This is a genomic window from Kitasatospora albolonga, assembly GCF_039535905.1.
Taxonomy (GTDB): domain Bacteria; phylum Actinomycetota; class Actinomycetes; order Streptomycetales; family Streptomycetaceae; genus Kitasatospora; species Kitasatospora albolonga.
Genome location: NZ_BAAAYB010000108.1, coordinates 14,939 through 38,391 on the forward strand (window position 1 = coordinate 14,939; position 23,453 = coordinate 38,391).

Below are 23,453 nucleotides of genomic sequence, written 5' to 3' on the forward strand. Positions count from 1 at the left end.
GGTCCCAGTGTGCTGGGCACGGACGGTTCGTGGGCGTGGGCATGCCCGAACCGAGACCTGAGCGGTACCAGGGGATATCGGGTCACGGTGCGGCGTGGCGGCGGAGGGAACCGGTACGCGCAGATCATGGGAATCATCCGACGGAGGAGAGACGGCGAGCCGGAGCCCGGGCCGGAGGACGGCGTACGGGGAGGCCGGGACGCACCGGCCGGCGGCGAGGACGTCGCCGGGCAGTTGGCCGCGCTCTCGGCCGAGATGGAGCGCACCCTCCCCGACGCCGCTCCCGCGGTCCGGGAGGCCTGGTACCGGCGGCGCGGAGCCAGCGGGCCGGCGCGCTGGTCCGCTCGCTGACCACCGCGCTCGGGCGGGGCGGCAAGGCCGCGGCCAAGGGGCCGGTACGGCGGCAAGGTACTGGCCGACCGGCTGCTGGACGCCGCGCCCCGGATCCCGGTCCGCAGCCTGGCCACCCTGCGCGCCCAGCACCCCACCGCCGCCACCCCGGACGAGCTGGCTGAACTGATCGCGCTCGGGGCCTGCCGCTCCTCCGCCGCGCTGGGCGCGGGGGCGGGCGCGGCGCGATGATGCCCGTCCCGCCCGCGATGCCGGTGGAGATCGCGGCGGAGACCCTCTCGGTGGCGGCCGTCGAGATCAAGCTGATCGCCGAGCTGCACGAGTCTACGGGGTCCCCGCCCAGGGCACGGTCGCGCAGCGGGCCACCGCGTACGTCGGCGCCTGGGCCGACGGCCGGTGCATCGACCGGGCCGCGCTGATCCGCCCGGCCGGGCTGGCGGCGATGGCGGTCAGCTCCGAGGTCCGCCAGAAGCTGCGCAAGCGGCTGACCCGGAGCACGCTGCGCAAGCTCCCCTCCCTGACTCCGCTGCTGATCGGCGCGGGCCTCGGCGCCACCATGAACCGCCGCGACACCCGCAGGCTCGCCGACCAGGTGCGCGCCGACCTCGCCCAGCGGATCCCGCCCGACCCGGACTACTGGACGGCGGCCGCCCCCGCGCAAGGAGATCGACTGACCGTCAGGCGCCTGTGGCCGGGTCAGGCGCCGTCGATCCGCTCCAGCAGCTCGCGGGCCTCGACGGTGCGGGAGTTGTCCGGCCCGAACACGGCCAGGAGGCGTCGAGGGCGGTGGCGGCCAGCGGACGTGGGCCGCGGCGTCCTGCCCCAGCCCGAGGAGGGCCCGGGCGGCGGCCAGCTCCACGGCCCCGGCCTCCGGGCGGCGGCGCTCCTCGTCCCAGCCGCGGCGCAGCTCGTCGGCGAGCCGCGCCGCGGCGAGGGCGTCCTCGTAGCGGCCCTGGAGGTTGAGGCTCCGGCAGAGGCCCAGCCGCAGGATCAGCGCGATCTGGTCGTCCTCGTGGTGCGAGGCGATGGCCTGGCGGGCCACCGCCTCCGCCTCCGGGTGGAGGCCGAGCGCGGTGAGGGCGTGGAGCTGACCGCTGCGGGCGTTGAGCCGCAGGAGCTGCATCTCCGGCTCCGCCTCCGCGTCCGCCTCCGCCTCGATCTGACGCTCCGCCAGGTGGGCGACCGCCGCGCACTCCGACTCGGCCTCGGCGAAGCGGTCGAGCATCGTCAGCACCTGGGCCCGGTCCGCACGCAGCTTGAGGGTCAGCATGTGCTCGGGCCCGATCAGCTCCGCGATCAGCGGCCGCACCTCGTCGAGGATGCCGAGGGCCTCGGTGTGGCGGCCCTGGGCGCTGGCCGCCAGCGCGACGATCTCCAGCGCCAGCGGCCCGAAGACGAAGTCCTCCGGCTCGATCCGCGGTGCCTCCGCCAGAGCGCGGGCCTCCGCCTCGGCCTCGGCGTAACGGCCCGCGTGGTAGAGGGCGGTGGCGTGCGTCAGGGGGTTGGTCATGATCCGGTCAGCCTCGCTTCGGTCGACCCAGAGGGTGTGCCCAAGGGGGTGTGGAGTCGAGCATACGAAGATCGCACACGCCTGTTCGCAGAACGGAACAGGATCCGGAGGAATCGGGGAGCTACGGTGACCCGTGTACGAGGAACGAGAGTTGAGGGGGCGTCATGACGGAGTACCCGCAGCCGCTGAGCGAGCGCTGCTTCCACCGGATCTGGTCGGCGGCCGATGCGACGGGCGGCCCGCTGGACGAGGTGTTCGCGCTGGTCCGGTCGGCGGTTCCGGAGGTCGAGGTCCGGCGGTTGGACGCCAGGGGCAGGGGCGAGGACGACCACGTCTGGTGGCTGGTGACGCCGGACCGCCGCGAGGCCCAGGTGGACACGGCGGCCGGCGGGCACGCACCGTTCCACCTGGACGTCGACACCGAGCGGCGTGACGTCAAGGAGGTGGCGGAGGCCGCGCGGCTGCTGACCGCCTTCCTGCGGGCCTGACCCGGACCGGCGGGCGGTGGGGCTGTGCGAAGTATTGACGGTGTGTCTAATAGCTTCTACCTTCCGGTCAGAGGGCCAGTGCGCCCCGCCGCGCGCCGAGAGGAAGGAAGAGGGCCGATGACCAAGGCCGTCCGGACCGCACCCGAAGCCTGGCCCGAGGAGCGCCGCCGCACCGCCGAGCGGCTGCTCAACTCCTCGGCCAAGCTCTCCTTCGACCCGCTCACCGAGGTGGACTGGGACACCCCGCCGCTGCCCGGCCGCTACTTCTGCCCGCCGCACCACACCTCGCTCTACGGCACCGAGCTCTGGGAGGGCCTGAGCGAGGAGCAGCGGATCGAGCTCAGCAAGCACGAGGTGGCCAGCGTCGCCAGCCTCGGCATCTGGTTCGAGGAGATCCTGATGCAGATGCTGCTGCGCCACGCCTTCGACCGCGATCCGACCAGTGCCCACGTGCAGTACGCGCTCACCGAGATCGCCGACGAGTGCCGGCACTCCGTCATGTTCGCCAAGATGATCACCTGGATGGGCGTCCCCGCCTACGGTCCCGGACGGCTCTCGCACGAGCTCGGCCGGATCTTCAAGGCGATCTCGACGCACAGTCAGACCTTCGGCGGCACCATGTACGTGGAGGAGATCCTCGACGCGTTCCAGCGCGAGCTGATGAACGACGAGTCGCTCCAGCCCCTCACCCGCCAGGTCTCCCGGATCCACGTGATCGAGGAGTCCCGCCACATCACCTACGCCCGGGAGGAGCTGGTCCGCACCCGGGTCGGACCGGTGCGCCGCTTCTACGAGCAGCTGCTGATCGGCCTGATCATCCACCGCTCCACCAAGGGCCTGATCAACCCCCGCCTCTACGCGGCGGTCGGCATCGACCCCAAGGCGGGCCGGGCCGCCGCCCGGTCCAACCCCAACTGGCGGGCCACCAAGACCCGGATGGCGGCCAAGGCGGTCGGCGTACTCGACCGGGCGGGCCTGATCGGCCCGACCAACCGCTGGCTGCTGCGCCGCGCCGGGGTGGTCTGAGCCGGGCGCGGCGCCGGGGTGAGCTGAACCGGAGCGGCGCCGGAGCGGTCGGAGCCGGGTTGAGCGGGCCGAGCGGGAGAACGGCCGGGCCCGTGCCTCCGGGGCGTCGGAGGCACGGGCCGGTGGCTGACGCGGCGTCAGAGCGGGAGCAGCTCCGGGCGCTTGGCCTCGACGTTGTCCCCGGAGGACTCGCCGCGCAGGCGGCGGCCGACCCACGGCACCAGGAACTCGCGGGCCCACTGCAGGTTCTCCCGGCGCTGCTCGGCCGTGGTGAGCACGGGCGCGGCGGGCCACGGGGCCTCCGGGTCCTGCTCCGGGCCGAGCGGCAGGCCGAGCGAGCGGGCGGCCAGCAGGGCGACCCGCTGGTGGCCCTCGGGGGAGAGGTGCAGGCGGTCCTCGCTCCAGGCGCGGCGGTCGTGCACCGAACGCAGCGACCAGAGGTCGGCGACGGTGAGGCCGTGCCGGTCGGCGACGGCCCGCAGGTGGCCGTTGTAGGTGGCGATCTTGCCGCGCAGCATGCCGAGCACCGGGATGCCCCGGGTGTCGAAGCCGGTGCAGATCAGGACCGTCCGGGCGTGGCGCTTCAGCTCCACCACCGCGGCCTCGAAGCGCTCGGCCACCGCGTCCGGGTCGCTGCCCGGGCGGAGGATGTCGTTGCCGCCGGCGCAGAGCGTCACCAGGTCGGGGCGGATCTCCGCGACCCGGGGCACCTGCTCCTCGACGATCTGGTCCAGCAGCCGGCCGCGGACCGCGAGGTTCGCGTACCGGAAGTCGCCCAACGGCCGCTCTGCGGCGAGCAGTCGGGCCAGTCGGTCGGCCCATCCGGCGTACAGGCCGTCCGGGCGGGCGTCGTTGAGGCCCTCGGTGAAGCTGTCCCCGAGTGCCACGTACGAGCTGAGGTCAAGGGTCTCCTGTGTGTCAGCCATGGAGGAGATAGTTCACCTTGTGAACTACCTTACGCGACCGTAGGTGACGGAGTCCCGGGGGTGAGCTTCGTCACAAGGGGTGCGGGGAGGCCTGGTGGTCCGGCCAGTGGGCCAGTCGCTGCCCGCTCTCGAAGCGGTGCGCCACGCCGGTCACGGGGTCGGTGAACTCCAGTGCCTGGGCCAGGAGTTGGAGCGGATCGCGGAAATCGTCCGGAGCCGCCTCGGGGAGGACGCGCGGGTAGAGGGGATCGCCGAGGATCGGGATGCCGAGCGAGCAGAGGTGGACCCGCAGCTGATGGGTCTTGCCCGTCTCGGGCAGCAAGCGGTATCCACCGTTCCGCCCGTCCTGCGTCAGCAGCTCGACGACGCTGCGGCTGTTCGGCTCGCCCGTCACCTCCCGCGCCGTCAGTTCGCCGCGCTCCTTCACCAGCCGGCTCTCCACCGTCCGGGGCAGCTCCAGACCCGGCAGGTACGGGGCCACCGCCCGGTACTCCTTGCGGACCCGCCGCTCGGCGAACAGCCCCTGGTACGCGGCGCGGTCCTGCGGCCGCACGACGAAGAGCACCAGTCCGGCGGTCAGCCGGTCGAGACGGTGGGCCGGGCTCAGTTCCGGCAGGCCGAGGCGGTCGCGGAGCAGGGCCAGCGCGGTCTGGGTGACGTGCTTGCCGCGCGGGGCGATGGAGAGGAAGTGCGGCTTGTCCGCGACCACGATCCGCTCGTCCCGGTGCAGGACGGTGAGCGGGAACGGCACCTCCACCTCGGGCGGCAGGTCACGGTGGTACCAGATCACGGCCCCCGGGACGAACGGCGCGTCGGGGGAGAGCCGCCCGTCCGTGCCGTGCACCCCGTCCCCAGGAGCGTCGCCCGCGAACAGCGCGTCGACCAGGGCCGGCTCCACCGGGAGGAACTCCGTCAGGTACGCGTGGACCGTCGCCCACCCGCCGCCGTCCTCCGGCAGCCGGCGCCGCACCGGGTCGACGCCGTGCCGCTGGGGGAGGGGGGAGCGTGGGGCGGCGGGGCGGCGTCTCATGGGGCGTCAGCCTAACGCCCCGGCCCGCGCCCGCCCGTCCGCTCGGGGCCGCGCCCCGCCGCTCCCTCCGCAGGTCAGGGCTTCGCGGCCGCGCCGTTCCGGTACCCCGCCACGTCCCAGCCGAAGCGGAGCAGACTGGTGCCGAACATCAGCACCCCGAGCGGGATGTGCAGACTCGCCAGGTGCGCGATCCCCGCCAGCACCTGCACCGAGGAGAGCACCAGGAACCCGGTCGCGTACAGCACCGGCCGCCCCGGACCGCCACCCGGCCGCCAGGCCAGGACGGCAGCCAGCAGGTAGAGCATGGTGGCCCCGTAGGTGACCCGGGCGCCCACGGCGTGCAGCAGCTCGCCGTAGGAGGTGGAGAAGGTCAGACCCGCGCTGACCGCCTGCGCCAGGAGGGTCGCGGTCTGCAGACCGACCGCGACCCGCACGAAGGGCTGGAACCTGGTGCTCCGACGCACCGTCACCGTCGACGTCAAGGTGGCCATCGCCGTCCTTCTCTCTCCCCTGCGCCGGGCCGTGTCCCGGTCGCTCACCTTCCTGACGGAACAGCCCGGCGGAATGTGAGGCGGGGCGGCGAAAGGGCTCGCTTCGGGCGTGCGTGCAGTGGATCATGACGGTGCATCACCCCGTAGCGAAGGAGCAGCCGGACCATGACCATCACTGCCGTCGACAGTGCGCGCCACCGGCTGCTCAACATCGGCTACCGCCTCCTCGGTTCACTCACCGAGGCGGAGGACGCCGTCCAGGAGGCGTACGCCCGCTGGTACGCCCTGCCCGCGGAGCGGCAGGAGGCGGTCCTGTCGCCCGACGCCTGGCTCACCACCGTCACCAGCCGGATCTGCCTCGACCAGCTCGGCTCGGCCCGGGCCCGGCGCGAACGCTACGTCGGCGAGTGGATACCCGAGCCGCTGCCCGACCGCACCGAGTGGCCGGCCGGCCCGTCGGTGGCGGAGCGTCAGGACCCGGCCGAGCGGATCGCGTTGGACGAGTCGGTGGACATGGCGCTGCTGGTGGTCCTGGAGACGATGACCCCGGCGGAGCGGGTGGCCTTCGTCCTGCACGACGTCTTCGGGTACCCGTTCGGTGAGATCGGCGAGGTGCTGGAGCGGTCGGCGGCCGCCTGCCGGCAGTTGGCGGCCTCCGGGCGGCGGCGGGTACGGGACGCCCGGCCCGATACCGGGATGACCACCGACCAGGCCCGGGTGGTCCGCGCGTTCAAGCACGCCTGGGAGACCAAGGACATCGCCGCCCTGGTCGCCCTCCTCGACCCCGCCGCCACCCTGACCGCCGACGGCGGTGGGCTGGTCCCGTCCGCCCTCCACCCCGTCACCGGCGCCGACGCGATCGCCCGCCTCGTCCTCGCCATCGCCGACCGGACCCCGGGGCAGACCCTCCGCGAGGGCTCGGTCAACGGCCGCCCCGGCCTGGTGGCCCTCCTCGATGGCAGCGCGGTGACGGTGGCCGCCTTCGCGGTGGAGGACGGGCGGATCACCCGGATCTGGGCCGTGCGCAACCCGGAGAAGCTTGGGCCCTGGGAGGCGCCGGCCGAGGCGGTGTGAGCGGGCGTCCGCCGAGTCGTCAGGCTCGTTCGGGGGAAGGCCCACTACGATGCCCAGGCACTGACGAACGGACTGGACGGGGGACGGCACGTGAGCGGCAACGGTGGAGGCGGGGGCGGCTACGGTCCGCCGACGGGAGCGCCGTACGGACCGCCGTACGGGCCGCCTCCCGGGCAGGGGGCGCCGGGGCCGGGACCGATCCCGCCGCAGGGCTACCCGTACGGACCTCCGCCACCGGTCCCGCCCGGCCCGTACGCTCCGCCGGAGCCCCCGCCGCTGCTGCCGCCGGTCGAGCCCTCGCGCGCGCAGAAGATCCTGCGCGGCGTCCGCAACCCGTTCTACGCCGCCCAGCGGGCCTTCCGTCCCTCGCGTGCGGGCCTGGCGGAGGACGCGTCGGTCCGCCGGCTCCAACTCTGGCGCACGGGGCTGGGATTGGCGGCCTACATCGGGCTGACGGCGACGTACCGGGCCGTGGCCGACGTCGAAGGCGTCAAGGCGATGGCGGACGACCGCTTCAACCAGAGCTGGTCCAGCGTCCTGGTGCTCGTCTGCACCTTCCCGCTGGTGGTCGGCGCCTTCATCGCCGCCGCCCGGGGCGACCTGCGGCGGACGTACCTGCGGCGGACCCTGCGCCCGCTCGGCGCGGTGGCGGCCGTCATCGGATCGATGGCCACCTTCCCCCTCGCGATGGCCCCGGAGACCGCAGGATTCCGCGACGCGGTGGGCGTGGTGGGGACGGTCGTCCTCGCGGTGCTCTGCCTGTGGTCCCTCGGCTTCGCCCTCTACGGCATCGGCCTCTCCCTCGTCCACGTCTTCCGCACCGCCGACATCCACGAGGTTCTCCCGCCGCTCCTCGCCGGGATCCTGGTCTGGGAGATGGCCCTCCTCGACGTCGTGACCGGCGCCTACTCCGAGGTCCCGCCGGCCGCCCGTGCCGCTTTCATCCTCGGCGCTCCGATCACCGTGACGGCCCTCTCCTGGTGGGAGCTGCGCCGCCTGAAGGAGCATCACGGGCTGACGCTCCGCGAGGCGCTGGGCCGTTCCTGACGCGCGATGGCGATCTCCCGCATATGGGGTCCAACCAAGGTGAGCCCAAAAGCCGCCACGGGATGATCTGGAAGCTCTGAGTCGTACTCCGTGTCTACCACCGGGGCTTGGCCCTGTCCCGGGTGCGGGCGCGGCTGCTGGGCCTGGTCGACGTCGTTGGCCTGGACGGCAAGACGCTGTTCAACGCGCTCAAGCACAACGTCGCGGTGATCGGCTCGGAGGAGTGCGCCGACTGGTCCGAGCAGCTGCTGCCCTGGGAGCAGGTGGAGGCGAAGCTGCCGGATTACCTGGTCGAGGCGGGCCTGAGCACCCCGGGCGAGGCGCGGCCTTCGACGGCCGCTGCCCTGGTCGCCCAGCTGCGCGGGCGGCTGTCCGCCTCGGCGGCCGCGGCGGACGGCGAGTGCCCGGACAACGACGAGCTGTTCGTCGACCCCGACACGGGGGCGCCGAAGCTCATGGGGCCCGCCAGGCGGAGAAGCCGCGCCGCACCGCGCAGGTGCTGGGGCAGGCCGTCAAGGAGCGGATGCCCGAGCGCACCCTGCTGGGGATCGTGGCCCGCACCGCGTACTGGATCGAGTGGTGGAACCGGTTCGGACCGGCGTCCGGCAATGACCCGAAATTGAGGGACCCGTTCGGCCGGTGCGAGTACTCCACCCACGAACTCGGTATCCCCCGACGACTACGACGCCCGCCTGGACGTTGACTTCAGCGTGCTCGGCGACGACGACGAGGCGGCAGCGGCATGACCGACGAACCGACACCGTCGGAAAACCGATCGCGGTCCCAGGGTCATTGAGCCGAGACTGATGGGTCGATCACATCGGACAGGAAGAGTGGCCAGCCCTGACGTACAACCGTGACACCCTGCCCTTCCCCGAGAACCGTGTGCCCCGCGTCACCTACGAGGGCATCCGGGACTGGGATCAGTTCGACCCTGCCCGCCACTCGTTCGCCTGGGACGAGGACGAGGAGGAACGCCTCCGCTCGCTGGTCCGCGAGTGGGTGCCACCCGTGCTCTCCGGTATGGCTGGCTGGTGGCAGGGAGAACGCTGGTGCGAGAGCCAGGTGGACGCGGTCCTCCGGGAGCGATACGGCACCTGGACCTGGGGATGGAGCTGGTCCTACCGCGACGGCGGGCCCATCGGCTACTGGGTCAGCGCGTCAAGCTCGGTGACAACCCCCGACGAGACCGCAGCACGCGTCGTAGCCGCGCTACTGGAGTGGCGAGCCTGGCTGGAGCGGACGGCCCAGCGCTTCGCCGAACTGGCGCCGCCGCCGGACGCCTCACCCGAGGATCGCAGCTGGCATCTGGAACGGGCCTGCGTCCGGCTCGTGACCCACGCGCTGGACTCGGGCGCGGACAACGCCTGGCGCGGCCAGACCTCGATCGTCCTGGGCTGGTTCCTCACCAGCACCGGCATGGACCGGGCCGAGGCCGAGCTAGCGGTGGAGCGCGCGATCGGCGGCCGGTTCAAGAGCTGGGTCTACCCGGAACGAACCCTGATCGAATCCGTCGGCGAGGACCTCGCCGTCGGCCTCACCGGCCACGCCCCGTACCAGGACCACCGTGAGAGGGCGGCGCTTGAGGAGTTCCATGACCACTACTGACAGCCTTTCGGACTGGCTGCGCGTACGCCGCGAGGTCGACTGGCAACACGCACCGGCTCTACAACGGGTCCCGACCGACCGCGATGGGTTCCAGTCCTGGTGCGAGGGTCCGGTGCGCCGACGTGACCCGATTCGCGCCGAACGTCTGCTCGCCGCACACACCCTGGCCCGAGAAGATGCCGCACGCCAGACCCCGCTGAATTTCGCGCTCCTGGCCGGTTGGCAACGCGAAGTCCTCGCTGCAGCAGAGGCACCGTTCCGCGTGAGCGACGCCTATGCGAAGGCTGGCCGCGAGCGCTACGGTCTTACCCCTCACACGCAGGCCGACTTCGATTCCTGCCTGCGCGAGACGACCGACCCGGACATCCCGCTGGCGGCACGCGCGGCCCGCGCCTACCTCGACGTGGCGTTCTTCCACCCCTTCACCGATGGCAACGCCCGCGCCGCACTGTTGACCTTGGTCCATGTTCTGGCGCGGGAGGACATCGTCCTTCCTGAGGTCGGCCCCCTCCAGACCACCCGCTACGCGGATGACCCGGCCGGTGCCGCCGACCTTGCCACTCTCATCGGTGTGCTCAACCGCCGCCGACACTGAAGCGGTCGGCGAGAGCACCGACAACTTCCGCCGGGCTGCCGTCGGGCAGCGGACCAGCCTCCGGTCGGCAAGTCGCCTCGGAGAACACGATGTTGACCATGCAGAGCGACGGCAACCTGGTCCTCGCCGCGAAGAACTCGGCCCGCGCACTGTGGGCCTCGCAGACCTGGGGACACAACGGGGCCACCGCTCTCATGCAGCCGGACGGCAACCTCGTGATCCACGACCAGGGCGGCAATCCGATCTGGCACACCAACACCCACGGTCACGCCGGTGCCGTGCTCGCGCTGTAGAACGACCGCAACCTGGTGGTCTACCAGGGCACCACACCGCTGTGGCACAGCAACACCTTCCAGGCCGCAGCGCCCGGCATCGTCAGTGACACCGGCTACACCGTCTCCGCCTGGGTGAAGCTGAACGGCAGCACCGGCACCGACCAATCGGTCATCTGCCAGCAGGGCGACAACGTCCCCTCGGTGAACCTGTTCTACCGCGAGGCCAGCCGGTCGTGGGACGTGATGACGACCAGTCAGGACTCGAGCGCCGCGCACTGGATCTCCGTCGGCGCGTCCGGAGGGTCGGCCTACCCCGGTGCCTGGACCCACATCGCCGCGACCTACTCCGCGGACACCGAGGTCCTCGCCTTCTACGTGAACGGCGGTCAGGTGGGGTCCGCGAGGATGCCTTCGCCGTGGGTCGCTGCAACGGCACCGGAGCGCAGAGGTTCACCCCCGGCACCGGCGGCACCCTGAGGCACACCCCCGGCGGTGGCTCCGCCGGACTCTGCGTCAACGTTCCGAACTCGAGCAACGTGCCGGGAACCCAGCTGCAGCTCTACTACTGCAACGGCACGGACGCCCAGCGCTGGACCCGCACGTAGCCCAGCCCGTCCACGATCGAGCCCGGCCCGGCCCGGGGCGCCAGCCCCGGGCCGGGCTCGGCGGGGTTGGGGAGCCGGGTTAGGGTGCCGGGGACACGGCGTCGATCCACGGACGGACACCCATGCTGAACCCGCTCGACGCTCCCGAGGCGGTGCTGGCCGCGGCCGAGCCGCTGGAGGAACTGCTCGACGACTGCAACCACGTGTCGTCGGTGGAGCTGTACCCCGTGTTCCCCGCAGGCGGGATGACGGCCGGTCAGCTCGGCGAGGCGGTGGGGCCGGTGAGGTGGTTCGAGCGGCCGGAGGAGTGGCGGGAGGTGTTCCTGGGGGCGGTGTCGAAGGGGTTCATGCAGCCCGTCGCCCGGTACGGGGACCCCGGCCTGCGCACCCCCGAGGAGCTGCGCCGCACCGGCGAACTCGCCGAGGGCATCGCCGACCTGATCGAGGCCCACCTGGGGCCGGTCCGCCGCTGCGGCGACGTCGGGAACGCCCGGGTGGGCCAGATCTGGTGGCGCTCGCTGCTGGTGGTGACGGAGGAGTGGGCCGGGGTCCTGCACCTGGAGGTCTTCGACTGAACCTGCGGCCGTGGCGGTCGGCAGGGGTGGTCGGTGGGGGGTCGTCAGTGGGGGTTGTCGGTCGGGGTTGTCAGTGGGGAACGGCAGAATCGCACCGACCGGTGTACCAGGGAGGACGACCATGCGACGACGACTCAACCTGATCCTGCTGGGGGTGCGGGACGTGGCCGCCTCGGTGGCCTTCTACCAGGGGCTCGGCTGGGAGCGGTCCAAGGCCGGCTCGGACGAGTTCGCGCTCTTCGAACTCGGCGGGGGTCGCGGTCGCGTTCCAGTCGCGGGAGGCCTTCGCGGCCGACGCGCGGCTCCCCGACCGGGGGCCGGGCGGCTTCGCCGGCTTCGCGCTGGCGTACGTGGCCCGCAGTGCGGAGGAGGTGTACGCGGTGATGGCGAAGGCGGAGGAGCTGGGCGCCACCGTCACCCGCCCGGCCGGTGCGAACGCCTGGGGCCACAGCGGCTACTTCACCGACGCGGACGGCCACCTCTTCGAGGTGCTGTACGAGGACGGCTGGATCTTCGACGAGCACGACGACCTGGTGCTCTGACCTCACGGTCCGTCGGGTTCGGCCGGGCGCGCGGGGCACGGCAGAATGACCGTCGGCAGCGGGGGACGTGGCGTCAGGAGGCCGGGATGAGCGAGGGTGTTGTGCAGGGGCAGGGCACAGGGCAGGGCACGGGGCAGCACAGTGGGAAGGAGCGGCTCGCGGAGCTGCGCGGGCTGCTGCGGAGCCGGCCGCCGATGGCCCGCGAACTGCCGGGGTTCGACCCGGCCGCCGCGCCGGAGGACCCGGCCGAGCTGCACGTCGAATGGCTGCTCGCCGCGATGACGCAGGAGGTCCCGGACGCCCAGTTGGTCACCGTGTCCACGGTGGACGCGGACGGGCGCCCGGACGCGCGGGTGGTCGGGCTGCGGGACATCGACCCGGAGACCGGGACGTGGAGCTTCGTCGCCGACCGGCGGAGCCCGAAGGGCCGTCAGCTGGCGGCCACGCCCTGGGCCGCGATGACCTCGTACTGGCCGCCGATGGGGCGGCAGGTGCGGCTGCGCGGGCCGGTCACGGCCCTCGACCAGCAGGACGCGCCGCGGGAGGAGCGCAGCGTCAGCCCCGCCGCGCACGCCGCCGCCCTGGTCGGGCGGCAGAGCGAGAACATGCGGTCGGCGGAGGAGTTCGGACCGCTCTGGGAGCGGGCGCTGGTGCTCGCCAACGCGGACCCCGACGGGCCGGTGCCCGGGCTGACGCGCTATCTGCTGCGGCCGGACACGGTGGAGTTCTGGCAGGGGGACTCGGGGCGGCGCCACGTGCGGCTGGCGTACTGCCGGGGGCAGGACGGGTGGCGGCGCTCGCTGCTCTGGCCCTGACCGCTCCGGAGGCGGGGCTCGTGCGATGATCGCTGGGTGGTGAGCGTGGACAGCCGGTGGCGGGAGCGGGATCGGGGCCGAGCGGTGGGCCGGCCGGTCGCGGCGGTGGTGGCTGCCCTGGTGGTGGTGCTCGGGCCGGTCGCCGGGCCCGCGGCGGCCGAGGGGTCGCGGCGCGAGTTCACCCTGCGGGACGAGCGGATCACCGAGTCCAGCGGACTGACGGCGAGTCAGCGGCACCCCGGCGTCTACTGGACCCACAACGACAGCGACGACGGCCCCTACGTCTACGGGGTCGAGGCCGCCACCGGCCGCACGGTGGCGACCCTCACCCTGCGCGGGACCAAGCCGCGGGACGTGGAGGCCGTCGCGCTCGGCCCGGACCACCAGCTCTACCTCGCCGACATCGGGGACAACTTCCACGGGAAGTGGCCCGAGGTCTGGCTCTACCGCTTCACCGAGCCGGAGCAGCTGCGCGACCAGACCGTCCAGGTCACCAAGTACCGGGTGCGGTACGAGGACGGGCCGCGCGACGCGGAGGCCCTGCTGGTGCACCCCGTCACGGGGCGGGTCTACATCGCGAGCAAGGACCAGAGCGGCGGCCACCTGTACGAGGGGCCCGAGAGCCTGGCGAGCACCGGGGTGAACGTCTTCCGGCCGGTCGGCGACGTGCCGTGGGTGACGGACGGCGCGTTCTCGCCGGACGGCCGCCGGGTGGTCCTGCGCGGGTACTTCTGGGCGAAGCTGTACGACTGGAAGGACGGCGCCCTGGGGGCCGAGAAGTCCGTCTCCGTCCCCTTCCAGCGGCAGGGGGAGTCGGTCACCTTCACGGCGGACGGCGCGGCACTGCTGTTCGGCAGCGAGGGCAAGGACTCGGAGGTGTGGCGGGTCCCGGTGCCCGATGCCGCCCCGAAGCCCCAGCCGACCCCGAGCCCCGGCACCGGCCCCGCGGGCACCCCGGCCCCGGCTCCCGCCCCGACGGCCACCGAGCAGCCGACCGGCCCCAACCACCTGGGCGCCCTCCTGCTGGCCGTGGCCGCAGGCGTGGCCCTCCTCCTCTGGCGCAAGGGCCGAACCAAGTCCTGACGCGCGCGGTGGTGAGGGGGCGTCAGCAGAGGGGGTCGGGGACGGCGGAGACGGTGTACGGCGGGCTGCCCGGGGCGTGGTCGAGCTGGCTGTTGACGACGTAGAGGCGGCAGTCGTGGCGGGCCAGGGTGGTGGGCGAGTCGAAGGGGGCGCCGGTGAGCCGGTGGGTGACGGTGCCGGTGCGGAAGTCCGGGTCGAGCTCGGCGACGTAGACGCCGGACGGGGCGCCGTAGTTGAGGACGGCGTAGAGGGAGCGGCCGGCCAGGACCATGCCGTCGGCGCCGAAGGACTGCTCGCCGAGGTCGAGGCGGGAGACGGCGGAGGTGGCGGTGTCGATCCGCCAGACGGCCTCGGTGCCGTTGGAGGCGACCAGGAGGGTGGCGCCGTCGGGGGTGGCGACGATGCCGTTGAGCAGCCAGTACCGGGCCGGGAACTGCGGGAGGGCGGGGCGCAGGTCCAGCCAGGGCAGGAGCGGACCCGGGCGGCCGTCGCGGTCGAGGGCGGCGCGCAGGACGGAGGGGTTGGCCCAGTCGGTGACGTAGACCGCGTCCGGCGTGATCACCAGGTCGTTGAGGTCGGGCGCACCGAGCGGGCCCTCCGGGGCGGTGCGGCGGGTGAGCAGGCGGCCGTCCGGGGTGTGCACGGCGAGGGTGGCGCCGCCGACCGAGAAGACCCGGCCCCGCCGGTCGGTGTGCACGCCGAGGGTGCGGGTGCGGTCGGCGACGCCCTGGGCGACGAAGGGACGCAGCCAGGGGACGGCGATCTGGCCGCGGTAGAGGCGGCCGGTGGCCGAGGAGGAGACGTACACGGTGCCGTCGCGGTCGATCGCGATGCCCTCGGGCAGGACGCCCGGGTCGCGGGAGACGAGGTAGGCGGTGGGGCGGGGACAGGGGGCGGCGACGGCCTGGCCGAGCGGGGCCAGGGCGAGGCCGAGGGTGGTGGCGCCGACAGTGGCGGTCAGGGCCAACGAGCGGGTGAGGGACATGAGTTGGACCTCCTTCGGCCATCAGACTGGCGCGGTGGGGGCCTTGCGGACTCCTCCTTTCGTCCCTGTCCTAAACCCACTGGTCAGGGGGGTGGGGTCGCGGCGTACGGTACGGGTCACAGGACCCCTGCGGACGAGGAGCAGCGACGTGACCCGACCCGGTTTCGACTACCAGGACGTCAAGGTGGCCGGCGAACGGATCGCCGGAGCGGTACGGCCGGTGGGGGTGGTGCCGGGCGGTCGGGAGGGGGTGTGGTTCGCGCTGGAGCAGCTCCAGCACACCGGGAGCTTCAAGGCCCGGGGCGCGCAGAACTTCCTGCGGGCGCACCGGGAGGCCGGCACCCTGCCCGAGGCCGGGGTCACCATCGCCTCCGGCGGCAACGCCGGGCTGGCCTGTGCCTGGGCGGCCGGACAGCAGGGCGTCCCCGCCACCGTCTTCCTGCCGGAGAACGCACCGGAGGTGAAGGTCGCGCGGCTGCGGGCCTACGGGGCGGACGTCCGGCTGGTCGGGCGGGAGTACGCGCAGGCGCTGGCGGCCTGTCAGGAGTACGCGGGGGAGAGCGGGGCGCTGGCCTCGCACGCCTACGACCACCCGCTGATCGCTGCCGGGGCCGGGACGCTGCTGGACGAGATCCGGGCCGGACTGCCGGGCGTGGACACGGTGGTGGTCGCGGTGGGCGGCGGCGGCCTGTTCGCGGGGGTGGCCACGGCGGCGGCGGAGCACGGGATCAGGACGGTGGCGGTCGAGCCGGAGAACTGCCGGGCGTTGAACGCGGCGATCGGTGCCGGGCGGGTGGTGGACGTGGACGTGGACTCGGTGGCGGCGGACTCGCTGGGTGCTCGGCGGGTCTCGACGACCGCGCTCGCGGTGGCCCTCGCGGGTGGGGTCGGCGGGGTGGAGTCGGTGCTGGTGCCGGACGCGGCGATCGTCGAGGCGCGGCGGGCGCTCTGGGAGGAGCACCGGCTGGTGGTGGAGCACGCGGCGGCCACGGCGCTGGCGGCGGTGCGGCACGGCGCGTACCGGGCGGCGGAGGGGGAGCGGGTCTGCATCGTGCTCTGCGGGGCGAACACCGACCCGGCGGGTCTGGCGGGGGACAACCGGTCCTGACGGAGCGTCGGGCACGACCGTGAGGGCCGCGCCGGTCGGGGACCGGCGCGGCCTTCGGTCATCCGTTCGTCGTACGCCTCAGTTCATCACGCAGAGCGCGCACCGAGCGGATCGCTTTCACGAGCTTCTGCGACAGGGGCGGGACCTGGTCGAAGAGATAGCCGAGCACCGTGATGCTCCCGGCGATCCCCGCCACGATGGTGGTCACCCATCCGGCAGTTTCCATCTCTGGCCTTCCGAGGAAGAGGGACTGGGGTGCGGTGGCAGCCCGGTGACGGGGGATGCACCAGGTGCCCACGCGGCTCCCCTGCGGATGCCTCCGCAGCCGCTCCTCCTCGGCGCGCCGGCAGGAAGGCCCGCCCTCACGCGCTCCGCCTCCGGCGGCCCCCTCGGGTCCGGTCCGGCCAAGACCATGCCTCCCCTAGGTCACGTACGCCCCACCGCGGAGGGTCCCTGACGGTCCGTCAGCGGTGGCGCACGCCCGACAGTACTCCTGGTGCGGGCCCGGCACCGGGTGAAGGCCGTTCGTCAGGAGGCTGCGGGCGACTGTGGCCAGGGAGGGTCGCGAGGCGGGATGATGAGCCCGTGCTCCCTCCTCGACTGCTGTGGTGCGACCCGGGTCCCATCCCCAGGGACAACCTGCAGGAACCGGTGACGAGCGTGGTCCGCGACCCCGGGTTCTACGAGCCGACCGATGAGGACGACTGCACGTCCTTCGGATACGTCTGCCAGTCGCACGACGGTCCCTACCGAGGTGACGCCTGCCAGGGCGGACCGTCACATCTCGTCGCCCTGGTCTGCGCGGAGCACGGGCTCGAGAACATGTGGCCGGACGACCGCATGCTGATGTTCCCGGACGGATTCACCCCGCCACTGAGCAACGAGCAGGTGGTCTGGGCACGTGCGGAGGACGACTTCTCGTGACTCGCGCACAGGGCTCAGTGAGAACGCTCGCCCTTCGCTGCGACCCAGTTGACCGTGTGGGGAGCTCGGTGTGAGGGAACTGCAGGACGCCGTGACCGGCCTGCTGCCTGCCGTGGTGGTGGCGCGGATCGCACCCGAGAACTGCCCCGCATGGCTGAACCGGCCCGGCCGCGTCGAATGTGCCGGGATGTGGGAGACGGTCTCGACCGTCTACGGCGCACTGACGGGGCTGGTTCTGCCGGAGCTGGCTCCCAGCCGGGAGTGGCGGCGCCTGGACGTGGTGCTGACCTACGAGGGCGGCCGGCAGCAGATCCTGGAGATCGACGAGAGACAGCACTTCACCGGTGCGCGTGCCGTGGCCTTGGAGCTCTACCCGTCGAGCGTGAGGCTGGGCTTCGACGCCGGACAGTGGCTGGCCCGATCGCGGGCGCTGACCGGGCGTGAGCCCGGCGGCGGGTTCGCCAAGGCCAAGCCGCCGCTGTTCCCGGGCGTCGGAGGTCGCCACCGTCAGCGTGCTTTCCGGGACACGCTGGCGGATCTCCTTCCGTCCGAGCACGGCTGGCTGCCGACCATCAGGATCAGCGATACGGAGGTCCGCGCGGTGCTCACCGCCCCGGACCCCGCCTCCGCACTCGGCACCCTGCTCGGCCAACGGGGAGTACCGGGCCACGGTCTTCTGCTCCCAGGAGTCGCTGGGGACTGACGCGCCTTCGTCCCGCGCGAACGGATGTGACGGTCGCTGCCGCAGCTCGAGGGGTGGCGGTGGACTGCCGGTCGGGATCGGTGCGGGCGCTGGTAGGTTCGTGTGGTGGGTGAGCAACTGCCGAGCGGCGGGATCGAGTTGTCGGCCGAGGAGATCGAGGCGCTCGACGCCAGGTGGTCGTCCTGCTGGACGCCGGGGGAGGTCGCGCGGCGGTTGGGCGGGGTCGGTGCGCCCTGGTACGTGGCTGCGGGGTGGGCGTTGGAGCTGTTCCGGGGTGGGCCGACGCGGGTGCACGGGGACATCGAGATCGGGATCCCGGCGGCGGCCTTCGGTGAGGTCCGCGATCGTCTTCCCGGGTACGTGTTCGATGCGGCGGGCAGCGGCCGGATCTGGGAGGACGCTGCGCCGGAGGTGCTGGCCGCCGTGCACCAGACGTGGGTGCGCGATCCGGTCAGCGGGGACTACCTGGTGGACGTGTTCCGCGAGCCGCACGACGGCGACACCTGGATCTGCCGGCGCGACGAGGGGATCCGGTTCCCGTACGAGGAGATCGTCCGCCGCACCGGGGACGGCATCCCGTACCTGGTGCCCGAACTGGTTCTGCTGTTCAAGGCCAAGCACCTGCGCCCCAAGGACCAGTGGGACTTCGAGGCGACCGTGCCGCACATGAGCCCGGCGCAGCGGCGGGGCCTGGCCGGGCTGCTGGACCGCATGCACCCGGGGCACTCCTGGATCACGGACCTGTAGCGGGCCTGGTCAGGGCGCCGGACGGGGCCGGAGGGGGCCGATGCTCAGAGGGGGCTCAGAACTGCGTGGTCAGAGGGTGGGGACCTGACGGAGAGACCGGGGAATCCCACTGCGGGGGGCTGCGGTGGGGCAGCATGTGGCCGATGCCACGTGACCGTGGCCCCCGCCGTCGGCGCGCTCGGGGACCCCGGGCGGACCCCGGCGGCCCGAACCGCAAGGACATGCCCATGGACTCCACCAGAACCCGTCCGCAGCAGGGTGACCCCACCACCGGTCGCTTGCCGGCGGAGCCAGGACAGCCGCAGGACGGCCTGCACGCCGGTCTGAAGAACCGTCACCTGTCGATGATCGCGATCGGCGGGGTGATCGGCGCCGGCCTGTTCGTCGGGTCGAGTGCCGGGATCGCCAAGGCCGGACCGGCCATCCTGCTGTCGTACCTGCTGGTCGGCGTGCTGGTGGTGCTGGTCATGCGGATGCTCGGCGAGATGGCGGCGGCCAGTCCGGACCCGGGGTCGTTCTCGGCGTACGCGGACCGGGCGCTGGGCCGCTGGGCCGGGTTCTCGATCGGGTGGCTGTACTGGTTCTTCTGGGTCGTGGTGCTCGCCGTGGAGGCCACGGCCGGGGCGGTGATCCTGGAGGGCTGGGTCCCGGCCGTGCCGCAGTGGGCCTGGGCGCTGATCGTGATGGCGGTGCTGACCGTCACCAACCTGGGTTCGGTCGCCTCGTACGGCGAGTTCGAGTTCTGGTTCGCCGGCATCAAGGTGGTGGCGATCGGCGTCTTCGTGGTGATCGGCCTGCTCGCGGTCTTCGGGCTGCTGCCGGGCTCGGACAACCCGGGCGCGGGCCTCGCCCACCTGACCGACACCGGCGGCTTCTTCCCGCACGGGGCCGGGGCGGTGCTCACCGGTGTGCTGATGGTGGTCTTCTCCTTCATGGGCAGCGAGATCGTCACGCTGGCGGCCGGCGAGTCGGCCGACCCCCGACGGGCCGTCACCCGGGCCACCAACTCGGTGATCTGGCGGATCGCCGTCTTCTACCTGGGCTCGATCCTGGTGGTGCTCACCCTGCTGCCGTGGAACGACCCGGCGATCACCGCCAAGGGCTCCTACGTGGCCGCGCTGGACTCGATCGGTATCCCGCAGGCGGGCACCATCATGGAGGTGGTGATCCTCACCTCCGTGCTGTCCTGCCTCAACTCCGGCCTCTACACGGCCTCCCGGATGGCCTTCTCGCTCGGCGAGCGCGGCGACGCGCCCGCCGCCTTCGCCCGGGCCAACCGCCGCGGCGTGCCGGTGGCGGCGATCCTCGGCTCGGTGGTCTTCGGCTTCGTCGCGGTGTACTTCAACTACGCCTTCAAGGACACCGTGTTCAGCTTCCTGCTGAACTCCTCCGGGGCGATCGCGCTCTTCGTCTGGCTGGTGATCTGCTGCACCCAGCTGCGGATGCGCGGCATCCTGCTGCGCGAGCGGCCGGAGGGGCTGACGGTGAAGATGTGGCTCTTCCCGTACCTGACCTGGGCGGCCATCGCCATGATCGTCTTCGTGATCGGCTACATGTTCACGGACGAGGAGAACCGCGAGGTGGTCTCGCTGTCGCTCGCGGTGGCGGCCTTCGTGGTGGCGCTGGGCGTGTGGCACGGATGGCGCAAGCGCGCCGAGCGCGCCGAGCGCGCGGACCGGACCGACCCGAAGGTGCTCAGCGGATCGTGAAGCCCGGGTGGTCGGTGGTCGGGGAGCTCCAGCGCTCGGCCACCGACTCCACCCGGCCCGGCGTGTCACCCCCGCGCAGCCACTCCAGCAGGCGCGCGCACTCCGCGCGGCCGCCGTCGGCCAGCACCTCCACGCCCCCGTCGGCGAGGTTGCGGGCGTAGCCGGTCAGCCCGCCGATCGCCTCCGCCCGCTCCCTGACGGACCATCGGAAGCCGACGCCCTGGACGAATCCGTGGACGAGGGCGGTCAGCCGGGTGCGGTCGTCGGTCATGGACCCACGGTAGCCGAGCCCCGGGCGCCGGGCCGGAAGGACGGCGGGCGCCGCCCCGGGAGAGGGTGGCGCCCGCCGTCGCGAGGGGTGGGCCGGCTCGTCAGCAGGTGATGTACTTCATCTGCACCGAGGTGAAGTAGCCCGAGGGCGCGTCGAGGGTGAAGCCGCGCGAGGTGCCCTTGCCGGTGGCCCAGTCACCGTCCACGACGCCGCCGTTGGAGAGGACGCCGCGGACGAACGGACAGCGGCCGTCGGCCTTGGTGTCGTGCACGGTGCCGGTCACCTTGGTGTTGTAGTTGCACCACTTGCCGTTGGCGTAGCCCTCGCCCGAGCTGATGCTCCAGTTCTGGGTGCAGGAGTCCGCCGCGAGGGTGGTGGCCTGTGCTCCGGCGGCCGGGAGCAGCAGCGCGGCGAGCGAGAGCGCGCCGGCGCCGAGGGCGGAGACGAGGGTGTGGGTCCTGGTCATGGGGTCCTCCGGTTGGTGGTGTGTTGACCTGTCCATGACTATGTCGTGACCCGACGCGGGGCGGGTCGCCGGAGCCTGCCCCGGGCTTGAATTCGTCCACGGACGACCGGAAGCCCGCTGCTTGACGGAGAGCCGGATTCCGCAGGTCACGCACCCCGCGTCGAACGGAGCGGTCCGCTCAGCGGCCTGCTCAGCGGTAGCCGGTGGTGTCGGCGGGACGGCCCGGGTCCTGGACCTCGACCATGTAGCGCCAGGCGTCCGGGCGGCTGCCGTCCAGGTCGGTGAAGCCGTACTCGCGGGCGAGCTGCCCGCTGGAGAGCGACTGCCCGTTCCACCGCTCCCGCTGCGGGTCGGCGGCCAGGGCGGCCACCGCGCGGCCGACGTAGGACGGGGTCTCCGAGATGGCGAAGTGCGGGACCTTCTCCAGGGCCTCGCGCCAGGTGGCCTCGGTGACGCCGAAGGTCTCCAGCATGATCTCGGAGCGCATCCAGCCCGGGGTGAGCGCCACCGCCGTGGCGCCGCGCGGCCCGAGCTCGTGGCCGAGGGCGAAGGCCATCCGCAGCACCGAGGTCTTGGCGAGGTCGTAGAAGAGGTTGATCCGGTAGTTTCTCCCGGTTGTACTCGGCCGTGCCGTCGGTCATCTCCACCACCAGTCCGCCGGGGTGGCGCAGCAGCAGCGGCAGCGCGTGGTGGCTGGTCACGGCGTGCGTCTCCACCGCCAGGCGCAGCAGGCGCAGACCGTTCGTCAGGTCGTGCTCCCAGACCGGGGTGTCCCACTCGAAGAGGTGCTCGGCGCCCCAGATGTCGTTCACCAGCACGTCCAGCCGCCCCTGCTCGGCGTCGATCCGCCGCACCAGCGCCTCGACCTGTTCGGGCACCAGGTGGTCCGTCACCACCGGGATGCCGCGCCCGCCGGCCGCGTCCACCAGCTCGGCGGTCTCCTCCACCGTCTCCGGCCGGTCGTACTCCGAGCGGCGGCCCCGGGTGGAGCGGCCGGTGCAGTAGACGGTGGCCCCCGCCGCTCCCAGCTGCACCGCGATGCCCCGCCCGGCGCCCCGGGTGGCTCCCGCCACCAAGGCCACCCGTCCCGTCAGTTCCGTTGCCACGTCCACTCCTTCGCTCCGCGGTCCGGTCCGCCCGGAACGCTACCGGTCGAGTCCGTCGAACCACCGGACGATCTGCGGCGCGGCCGCCCGCAGGGTCGCGAAGTGGCCCGCGTCCTGGCCCTGGTCGAGGACCGGGGCCCGCACCCCGTGGGCGGCCAGCGCGGCGGCACAGGAACGGGAGTTGGCGATCGGTACGTCGCGGTCCCCGGTGGAGGGCGTAGAGCCGCACCGGTGCCGCGGGCCGCCAGTCGCAGCCGCCGTCGGTGGCCTCCAGCGCGGCCGACAGCCCGGGGCCGGGCCGGTCCAGCTGGCGCAGGAAGGAGTCGGTGAGCAGCTCGCGGACCGTGCCCGGGAGGGCGGTCACCACCTGCTCCTCGGTGTGCCGGGTGTCGAACAGCCCCTCCACCACCCCGGCGTACGGTGCCCGGAAGGCCTCGGCCGGATCCCGGTAGACCGGGTGCAGGCGGTTGGCCGCCGTCAGGTAGTAGGAGAGGTAGAAGACGGCGGAGCGCTCATCCACCCGGCCGTCCAGGATCGCGGGGAGCTCCGCGCCCCGGACGTCGTGCGGCCCGGCCACCGGGGCCAGCCCGCGCAGCCGCAGGTGGCGGTCGGCGCCCGGGAGAGCTCGCGGCCCAGCGCCATCGCCACCTGGCCGCCCTGCGAGAAGCCGGTCGCGTACACGTCCCCGGTGAGCGGCCGGCCGAGGCGGCGGCCCGCCTCGCGGGAGGCGCGCAGCAGGTCGAGCGAGGCGGAGACGGCGGAGCGGGTGTCCATGTAGGGGTGGAGGCCCGGGCCGAGGCCGAGCCCGAGGTAGTCGGGCGCCGCCACGGCCCGGCCCGCCGAGGCGTGCAGGTACGGGGTGAGCTTGCCGAAGTCCCCGGCGGTGGAGGGCGCGTCGTCGCGGTTCACCATGGTGCCGTGGGTGTCGGAGACCACGGCCAGCCGGTGCGGGCCACCCTCGGGCAGCGCGAACAGGCCGGTGGCGGTGGTGGGAGCGCCCTGCGGGGTGACGGTGCGGTAGGTGAGCCGGTAGGCGGCGACGCCGTGGCGGACGGTGGCGGTGTCCACCCCGAAGTCCCGCGCGTAGGCGGCGACCTGGGCGGGGGTCAGGCGGGCGAGCGGGGTGACGGCGAGCAGCTCGCCCCGGCTGTTGGTGCGCTCGGTCGGCGAGGTCGGCGAGCCCGGGACGGGGGCCGGGGTGGCGGCTGCGGCCGCCGGGGCGGCGAGGCCGACCGCGAGCAGGACCGCGGCGGCGGCCGCGAGGGCCCGGCGGGCGCGGGCGCGGGTGCGGGAATGGTGCTGCGGGGGAAGGGAGTTGTGCGATCCGGTGGTCATGACGAGGAGGCTACGGTCGGGCGGGACGGGCCCGGTACCCGGTCAGCACCCGAGCTCG

Annotated in this window: 28 protein-coding genes and 2 pseudogenes; 20 read left to right on the forward strand and 10 right to left on the reverse strand. The window is 73.2% G+C overall.

Features of this window, described 5'->3' with window-relative positions:
• Positions 1–126 precede the first annotated feature (126 nt).
• The 4 genes from ABD946_RS27545 to ABD946_RS27560 all read left to right on the forward strand — a co-directional run bounded on the left by ABD946_RS27545 (position 127) and on the right by ABD946_RS27560 (position 3,375).
• Positions 127–351 (forward strand): hypothetical protein, encoded by a 225-nt coding sequence (locus tag ABD946_RS27545; RefSeq protein WP_345288029.1) that lies wholly within the window; start codon positions 127–129, stop codon positions 349–351.
• A 442-nt stretch (positions 352–793) separates the two neighbouring features.
• The gene (locus ABD946_RS27550) at positions 794–2,029 is read left to right on the forward strand and encodes a hypothetical protein (protein ID WP_345288030.1); all 1,236 of its coding nucleotides are present in this window, start codon (positions 794–796) and stop codon (positions 2,027–2,029) included.
• Positions 2,026–2,349: a hypothetical protein gene (locus ABD946_RS27555; protein WP_345288009.1), complete on the forward strand. Its 324-nt coding sequence runs from the start codon at positions 2,026–2,028 to the stop codon at positions 2,347–2,349. Before ABD946_RS27550 ends, ABD946_RS27555 begins: the two co-directional genes overlap by 4 nt.
• Before the next feature lie 117 nt (positions 2,350–2,466).
• The gene (locus tag ABD946_RS27560) at positions 2,467–3,375 is read left to right on the forward strand and encodes an AurF N-oxygenase family protein (RefSeq protein ID WP_345288008.1); all 909 of its coding nucleotides are present in this window, start codon (positions 2,467–2,469) and stop codon (positions 3,373–3,375) included.
• 137 nt (positions 3,376–3,512) lie between these two features.
• Here the strand turns inward: ABD946_RS27560 and ABD946_RS27565 are convergent, their stop codons facing one another.
• The 3 genes from ABD946_RS27565 to ABD946_RS27575 all read right to left on the reverse strand — a co-directional run bounded on the left by ABD946_RS27565 (position 3,513) and on the right by ABD946_RS27575 (position 5,822).
• Positions 3,513–4,301 carry an SGNH/GDSL hydrolase family protein gene (locus ABD946_RS27565; protein ID WP_345288007.1) on the reverse strand — a complete coding sequence of 263 codons (789 nt, stop codon included), beginning with the start codon at positions 4,299–4,301 and terminating at the stop codon, positions 3,513–3,515.
• 70 nt (positions 4,302–4,371) lie between these two features.
• On the reverse strand, positions 4,372–5,331 hold the full coding sequence (locus ABD946_RS27570; protein ID WP_345288032.1) for a pseudouridine synthase: 960 nt from the start codon (positions 5,329–5,331) through the stop codon (positions 4,372–4,374).
• A gap of 74 nt (positions 5,332–5,405) precedes the next feature.
• Positions 5,406–5,822: a hypothetical protein gene (locus ABD946_RS27575; protein ID WP_345288005.1), complete on the reverse strand. Its 417-nt coding sequence runs from the start codon at positions 5,820–5,822 to the stop codon at positions 5,406–5,408.
• A gap of 165 nt (positions 5,823–5,987) precedes the next feature.
• Between ABD946_RS27575 and sigJ the strand changes: the two genes are divergently transcribed.
• The 7 genes from sigJ (at position 5,988) to ABD946_RS27610 (ending at position 10,898) form a co-directional block, all read left to right on the forward strand.
• Positions 5,988–6,896 (forward strand): RNA polymerase sigma factor SigJ, encoded by a 909-nt coding sequence (gene sigJ, locus ABD946_RS27580; RefSeq protein WP_345288004.1) that lies wholly within the window; start codon positions 5,988–5,990, stop codon positions 6,894–6,896.
• 90 nt (positions 6,897–6,986) lie between these two features.
• Positions 6,987–7,943 carry a hypothetical protein gene (locus ABD946_RS27585; RefSeq protein WP_345288034.1) on the forward strand — a complete coding sequence of 319 codons (957 nt, stop codon included), beginning with the start codon at positions 6,987–6,989 and terminating at the stop codon, positions 7,941–7,943.
• A gap of 107 nt (positions 7,944–8,050) precedes the next feature.
• Positions 8,051–8,566: a hypothetical protein gene (locus ABD946_RS27590; protein ID WP_345288036.1), complete on the forward strand. Its 516-nt coding sequence runs from the start codon at positions 8,051–8,053 to the stop codon at positions 8,564–8,566.
• Positions 8,567–8,828: 262 nt separating this feature from the next.
• A complete protein-coding gene (locus ABD946_RS27595; RefSeq protein WP_345288038.1) occupies positions 8,829–9,551 on the forward strand; it encodes a hypothetical protein in 723 nt (240 codons plus the stop codon).
• Complete coding sequence (locus tag ABD946_RS27600) at positions 9,538–10,146, forward strand: Fic family protein (protein ID WP_345288040.1); 609 nt, start codon at positions 9,538–9,540, stop codon at positions 10,144–10,146. Before ABD946_RS27595 ends, ABD946_RS27600 begins: the two co-directional genes overlap by 14 nt.
• Before the next feature lie 98 nt (positions 10,147–10,244).
• On the forward strand, positions 10,245–10,439 hold the full coding sequence (locus tag ABD946_RS27605) for a hypothetical protein (protein WP_345288042.1): 195 nt from the start codon (positions 10,245–10,247) through the stop codon (positions 10,437–10,439).
• Positions 10,440–10,454: 15 nt separating this feature from the next.
• Entirely contained in the window at positions 10,455–10,898 is a 444-nt protein-coding gene (locus ABD946_RS27610) for a LamG domain-containing protein (RefSeq protein WP_345288044.1), read from the forward strand.
• 85 nt (positions 10,899–10,983) lie between these two features.
• Here ABD946_RS27610 and ABD946_RS27615 read toward each other — a convergent pair whose 3' ends face one another.
• Positions 10,984–11,136 carry a hypothetical protein gene (locus ABD946_RS27615; RefSeq protein ID WP_345288046.1) on the reverse strand — a complete coding sequence of 51 codons (153 nt, stop codon included), beginning with the start codon at positions 11,134–11,136 and terminating at the stop codon, positions 10,984–10,986.
• Between the two features lie 12 nt (positions 11,137–11,148).
• Here ABD946_RS27615 and ABD946_RS27620 point away from each other — a divergent pair, with 12 nt between their 5' ends.
• The 4 genes and pseudogenes from ABD946_RS27620 (at position 11,149) to ABD946_RS27635 (ending at position 14,041) form a co-directional block, all read left to right on the forward strand.
• Positions 11,149–11,601 carry a hypothetical protein gene (locus ABD946_RS27620; RefSeq protein WP_345288048.1) on the forward strand — a complete coding sequence of 151 codons (453 nt, stop codon included), beginning with the start codon at positions 11,149–11,151 and terminating at the stop codon, positions 11,599–11,601.
• 308 nt (positions 11,602–11,909) lie between these two features.
• Positions 11,910–12,143 (forward strand): annotated as a pseudogene (locus ABD946_RS27625) (VOC family protein); the annotation flags it as partial.
• A gap of 86 nt (positions 12,144–12,229) precedes the next feature.
• Positions 12,230–12,958: a pyridoxine/pyridoxamine 5'-phosphate oxidase gene (locus ABD946_RS27630; protein ID WP_345288050.1), complete on the forward strand. Its 729-nt coding sequence runs from the start codon at positions 12,230–12,232 to the stop codon at positions 12,956–12,958.
• 39 nt (positions 12,959–12,997) lie between these two features.
• Positions 12,998–14,041 (forward strand): WD40 repeat domain-containing protein, encoded by a 1,044-nt coding sequence (locus ABD946_RS27635; RefSeq protein ID WP_345288052.1) that lies wholly within the window; start codon positions 12,998–13,000, stop codon positions 14,039–14,041.
• Positions 14,042–14,063: 22 nt separating this feature from the next.
• Here ABD946_RS27635 and ABD946_RS27640 read toward each other — a convergent pair whose 3' ends face one another.
• Positions 14,064–15,026: an SMP-30/gluconolactonase/LRE family protein gene (locus tag ABD946_RS27640; RefSeq protein WP_345288054.1), complete on the reverse strand. Its 963-nt coding sequence runs from the start codon at positions 15,024–15,026 to the stop codon at positions 14,064–14,066.
• 148 nt (positions 15,027–15,174) lie between these two features.
• On the opposite strand from ABD946_RS27640, the gene ABD946_RS27645 reads away from it, so the two are divergent.
• The gene (locus ABD946_RS27645) at positions 15,175–16,134 is read left to right on the forward strand and encodes a serine/threonine dehydratase (RefSeq protein WP_345288056.1); all 960 of its coding nucleotides are present in this window, start codon (positions 15,175–15,177) and stop codon (positions 16,132–16,134) included.
• A gap of 58 nt (positions 16,135–16,192) precedes the next feature.
• Here the strand turns inward: ABD946_RS27645 and ABD946_RS27650 are convergent, their stop codons facing one another.
• Positions 16,193–16,342 carry a hypothetical protein gene (locus ABD946_RS27650; protein WP_345288058.1) on the reverse strand — a complete coding sequence of 50 codons (150 nt, stop codon included), beginning with the start codon at positions 16,340–16,342 and terminating at the stop codon, positions 16,193–16,195.
• 443 nt (positions 16,343–16,785) lie between these two features.
• On the opposite strand from ABD946_RS27650, the gene ABD946_RS27655 reads away from it, so the two are divergent.
• The 4 genes from ABD946_RS27655 (at position 16,786) to ABD946_RS27670 (ending at position 20,217) form a co-directional block, all read left to right on the forward strand.
• Entirely contained in the window at positions 16,786–17,058 is a 273-nt protein-coding gene (locus ABD946_RS27655; protein ID WP_345288060.1) for a hypothetical protein, read from the forward strand.
• 70 nt (positions 17,059–17,128) lie between these two features.
• Entirely contained in the window at positions 17,129–17,761 is a 633-nt protein-coding gene (locus ABD946_RS27660; RefSeq protein ID WP_345288061.1) for a hypothetical protein, read from the forward strand.
• Positions 17,762–17,866: 105 nt separating this feature from the next.
• Positions 17,867–18,508: a hypothetical protein gene (locus ABD946_RS27665; protein WP_345288063.1), complete on the forward strand. Its 642-nt coding sequence runs from the start codon at positions 17,867–17,869 to the stop codon at positions 18,506–18,508.
• Between the two features lie 227 nt (positions 18,509–18,735).
• Positions 18,736–20,217, forward strand: a complete 1,482-nt coding sequence (locus tag ABD946_RS27670) for an amino acid permease (RefSeq protein ID WP_345288065.1) — start codon at positions 18,736–18,738, stop codon at positions 20,215–20,217.
• Here the strand turns inward: ABD946_RS27670 and ABD946_RS27675 are convergent.
• The 4 genes and pseudogenes from ABD946_RS27675 to ABD946_RS27690 all read right to left on the reverse strand — a co-directional run bounded on the left by ABD946_RS27675 (position 20,204) and on the right by ABD946_RS27690 (position 23,395).
• Positions 20,204–20,488: an acylphosphatase gene (locus ABD946_RS27675; RefSeq protein ID WP_345288066.1), complete on the reverse strand. Its 285-nt coding sequence runs from the start codon at positions 20,486–20,488 to the stop codon at positions 20,204–20,206. The two genes, ABD946_RS27670 and ABD946_RS27675, sit on opposite strands and share 14 nt — an antisense overlap.
• A gap of 100 nt (positions 20,489–20,588) precedes the next feature.
• Positions 20,589–20,954: a hypothetical protein gene (locus ABD946_RS27680; RefSeq protein ID WP_345288068.1), complete on the reverse strand. Its 366-nt coding sequence runs from the start codon at positions 20,952–20,954 to the stop codon at positions 20,589–20,591.
• Positions 20,955–21,144: 190 nt separating this feature from the next.
• Positions 21,145–22,048, reverse strand: a pseudogene (locus ABD946_RS27685) (SDR family oxidoreductase).
• A gap of 489 nt (positions 22,049–22,537) precedes the next feature.
• On the reverse strand, positions 22,538–23,395 hold the full coding sequence (locus tag ABD946_RS27690) for an alpha/beta hydrolase (RefSeq protein WP_345288070.1): 858 nt from the start codon (positions 23,393–23,395) through the stop codon (positions 22,538–22,540).
• Between the last annotated feature and the right edge of the window lie 58 nt (positions 23,396–23,453).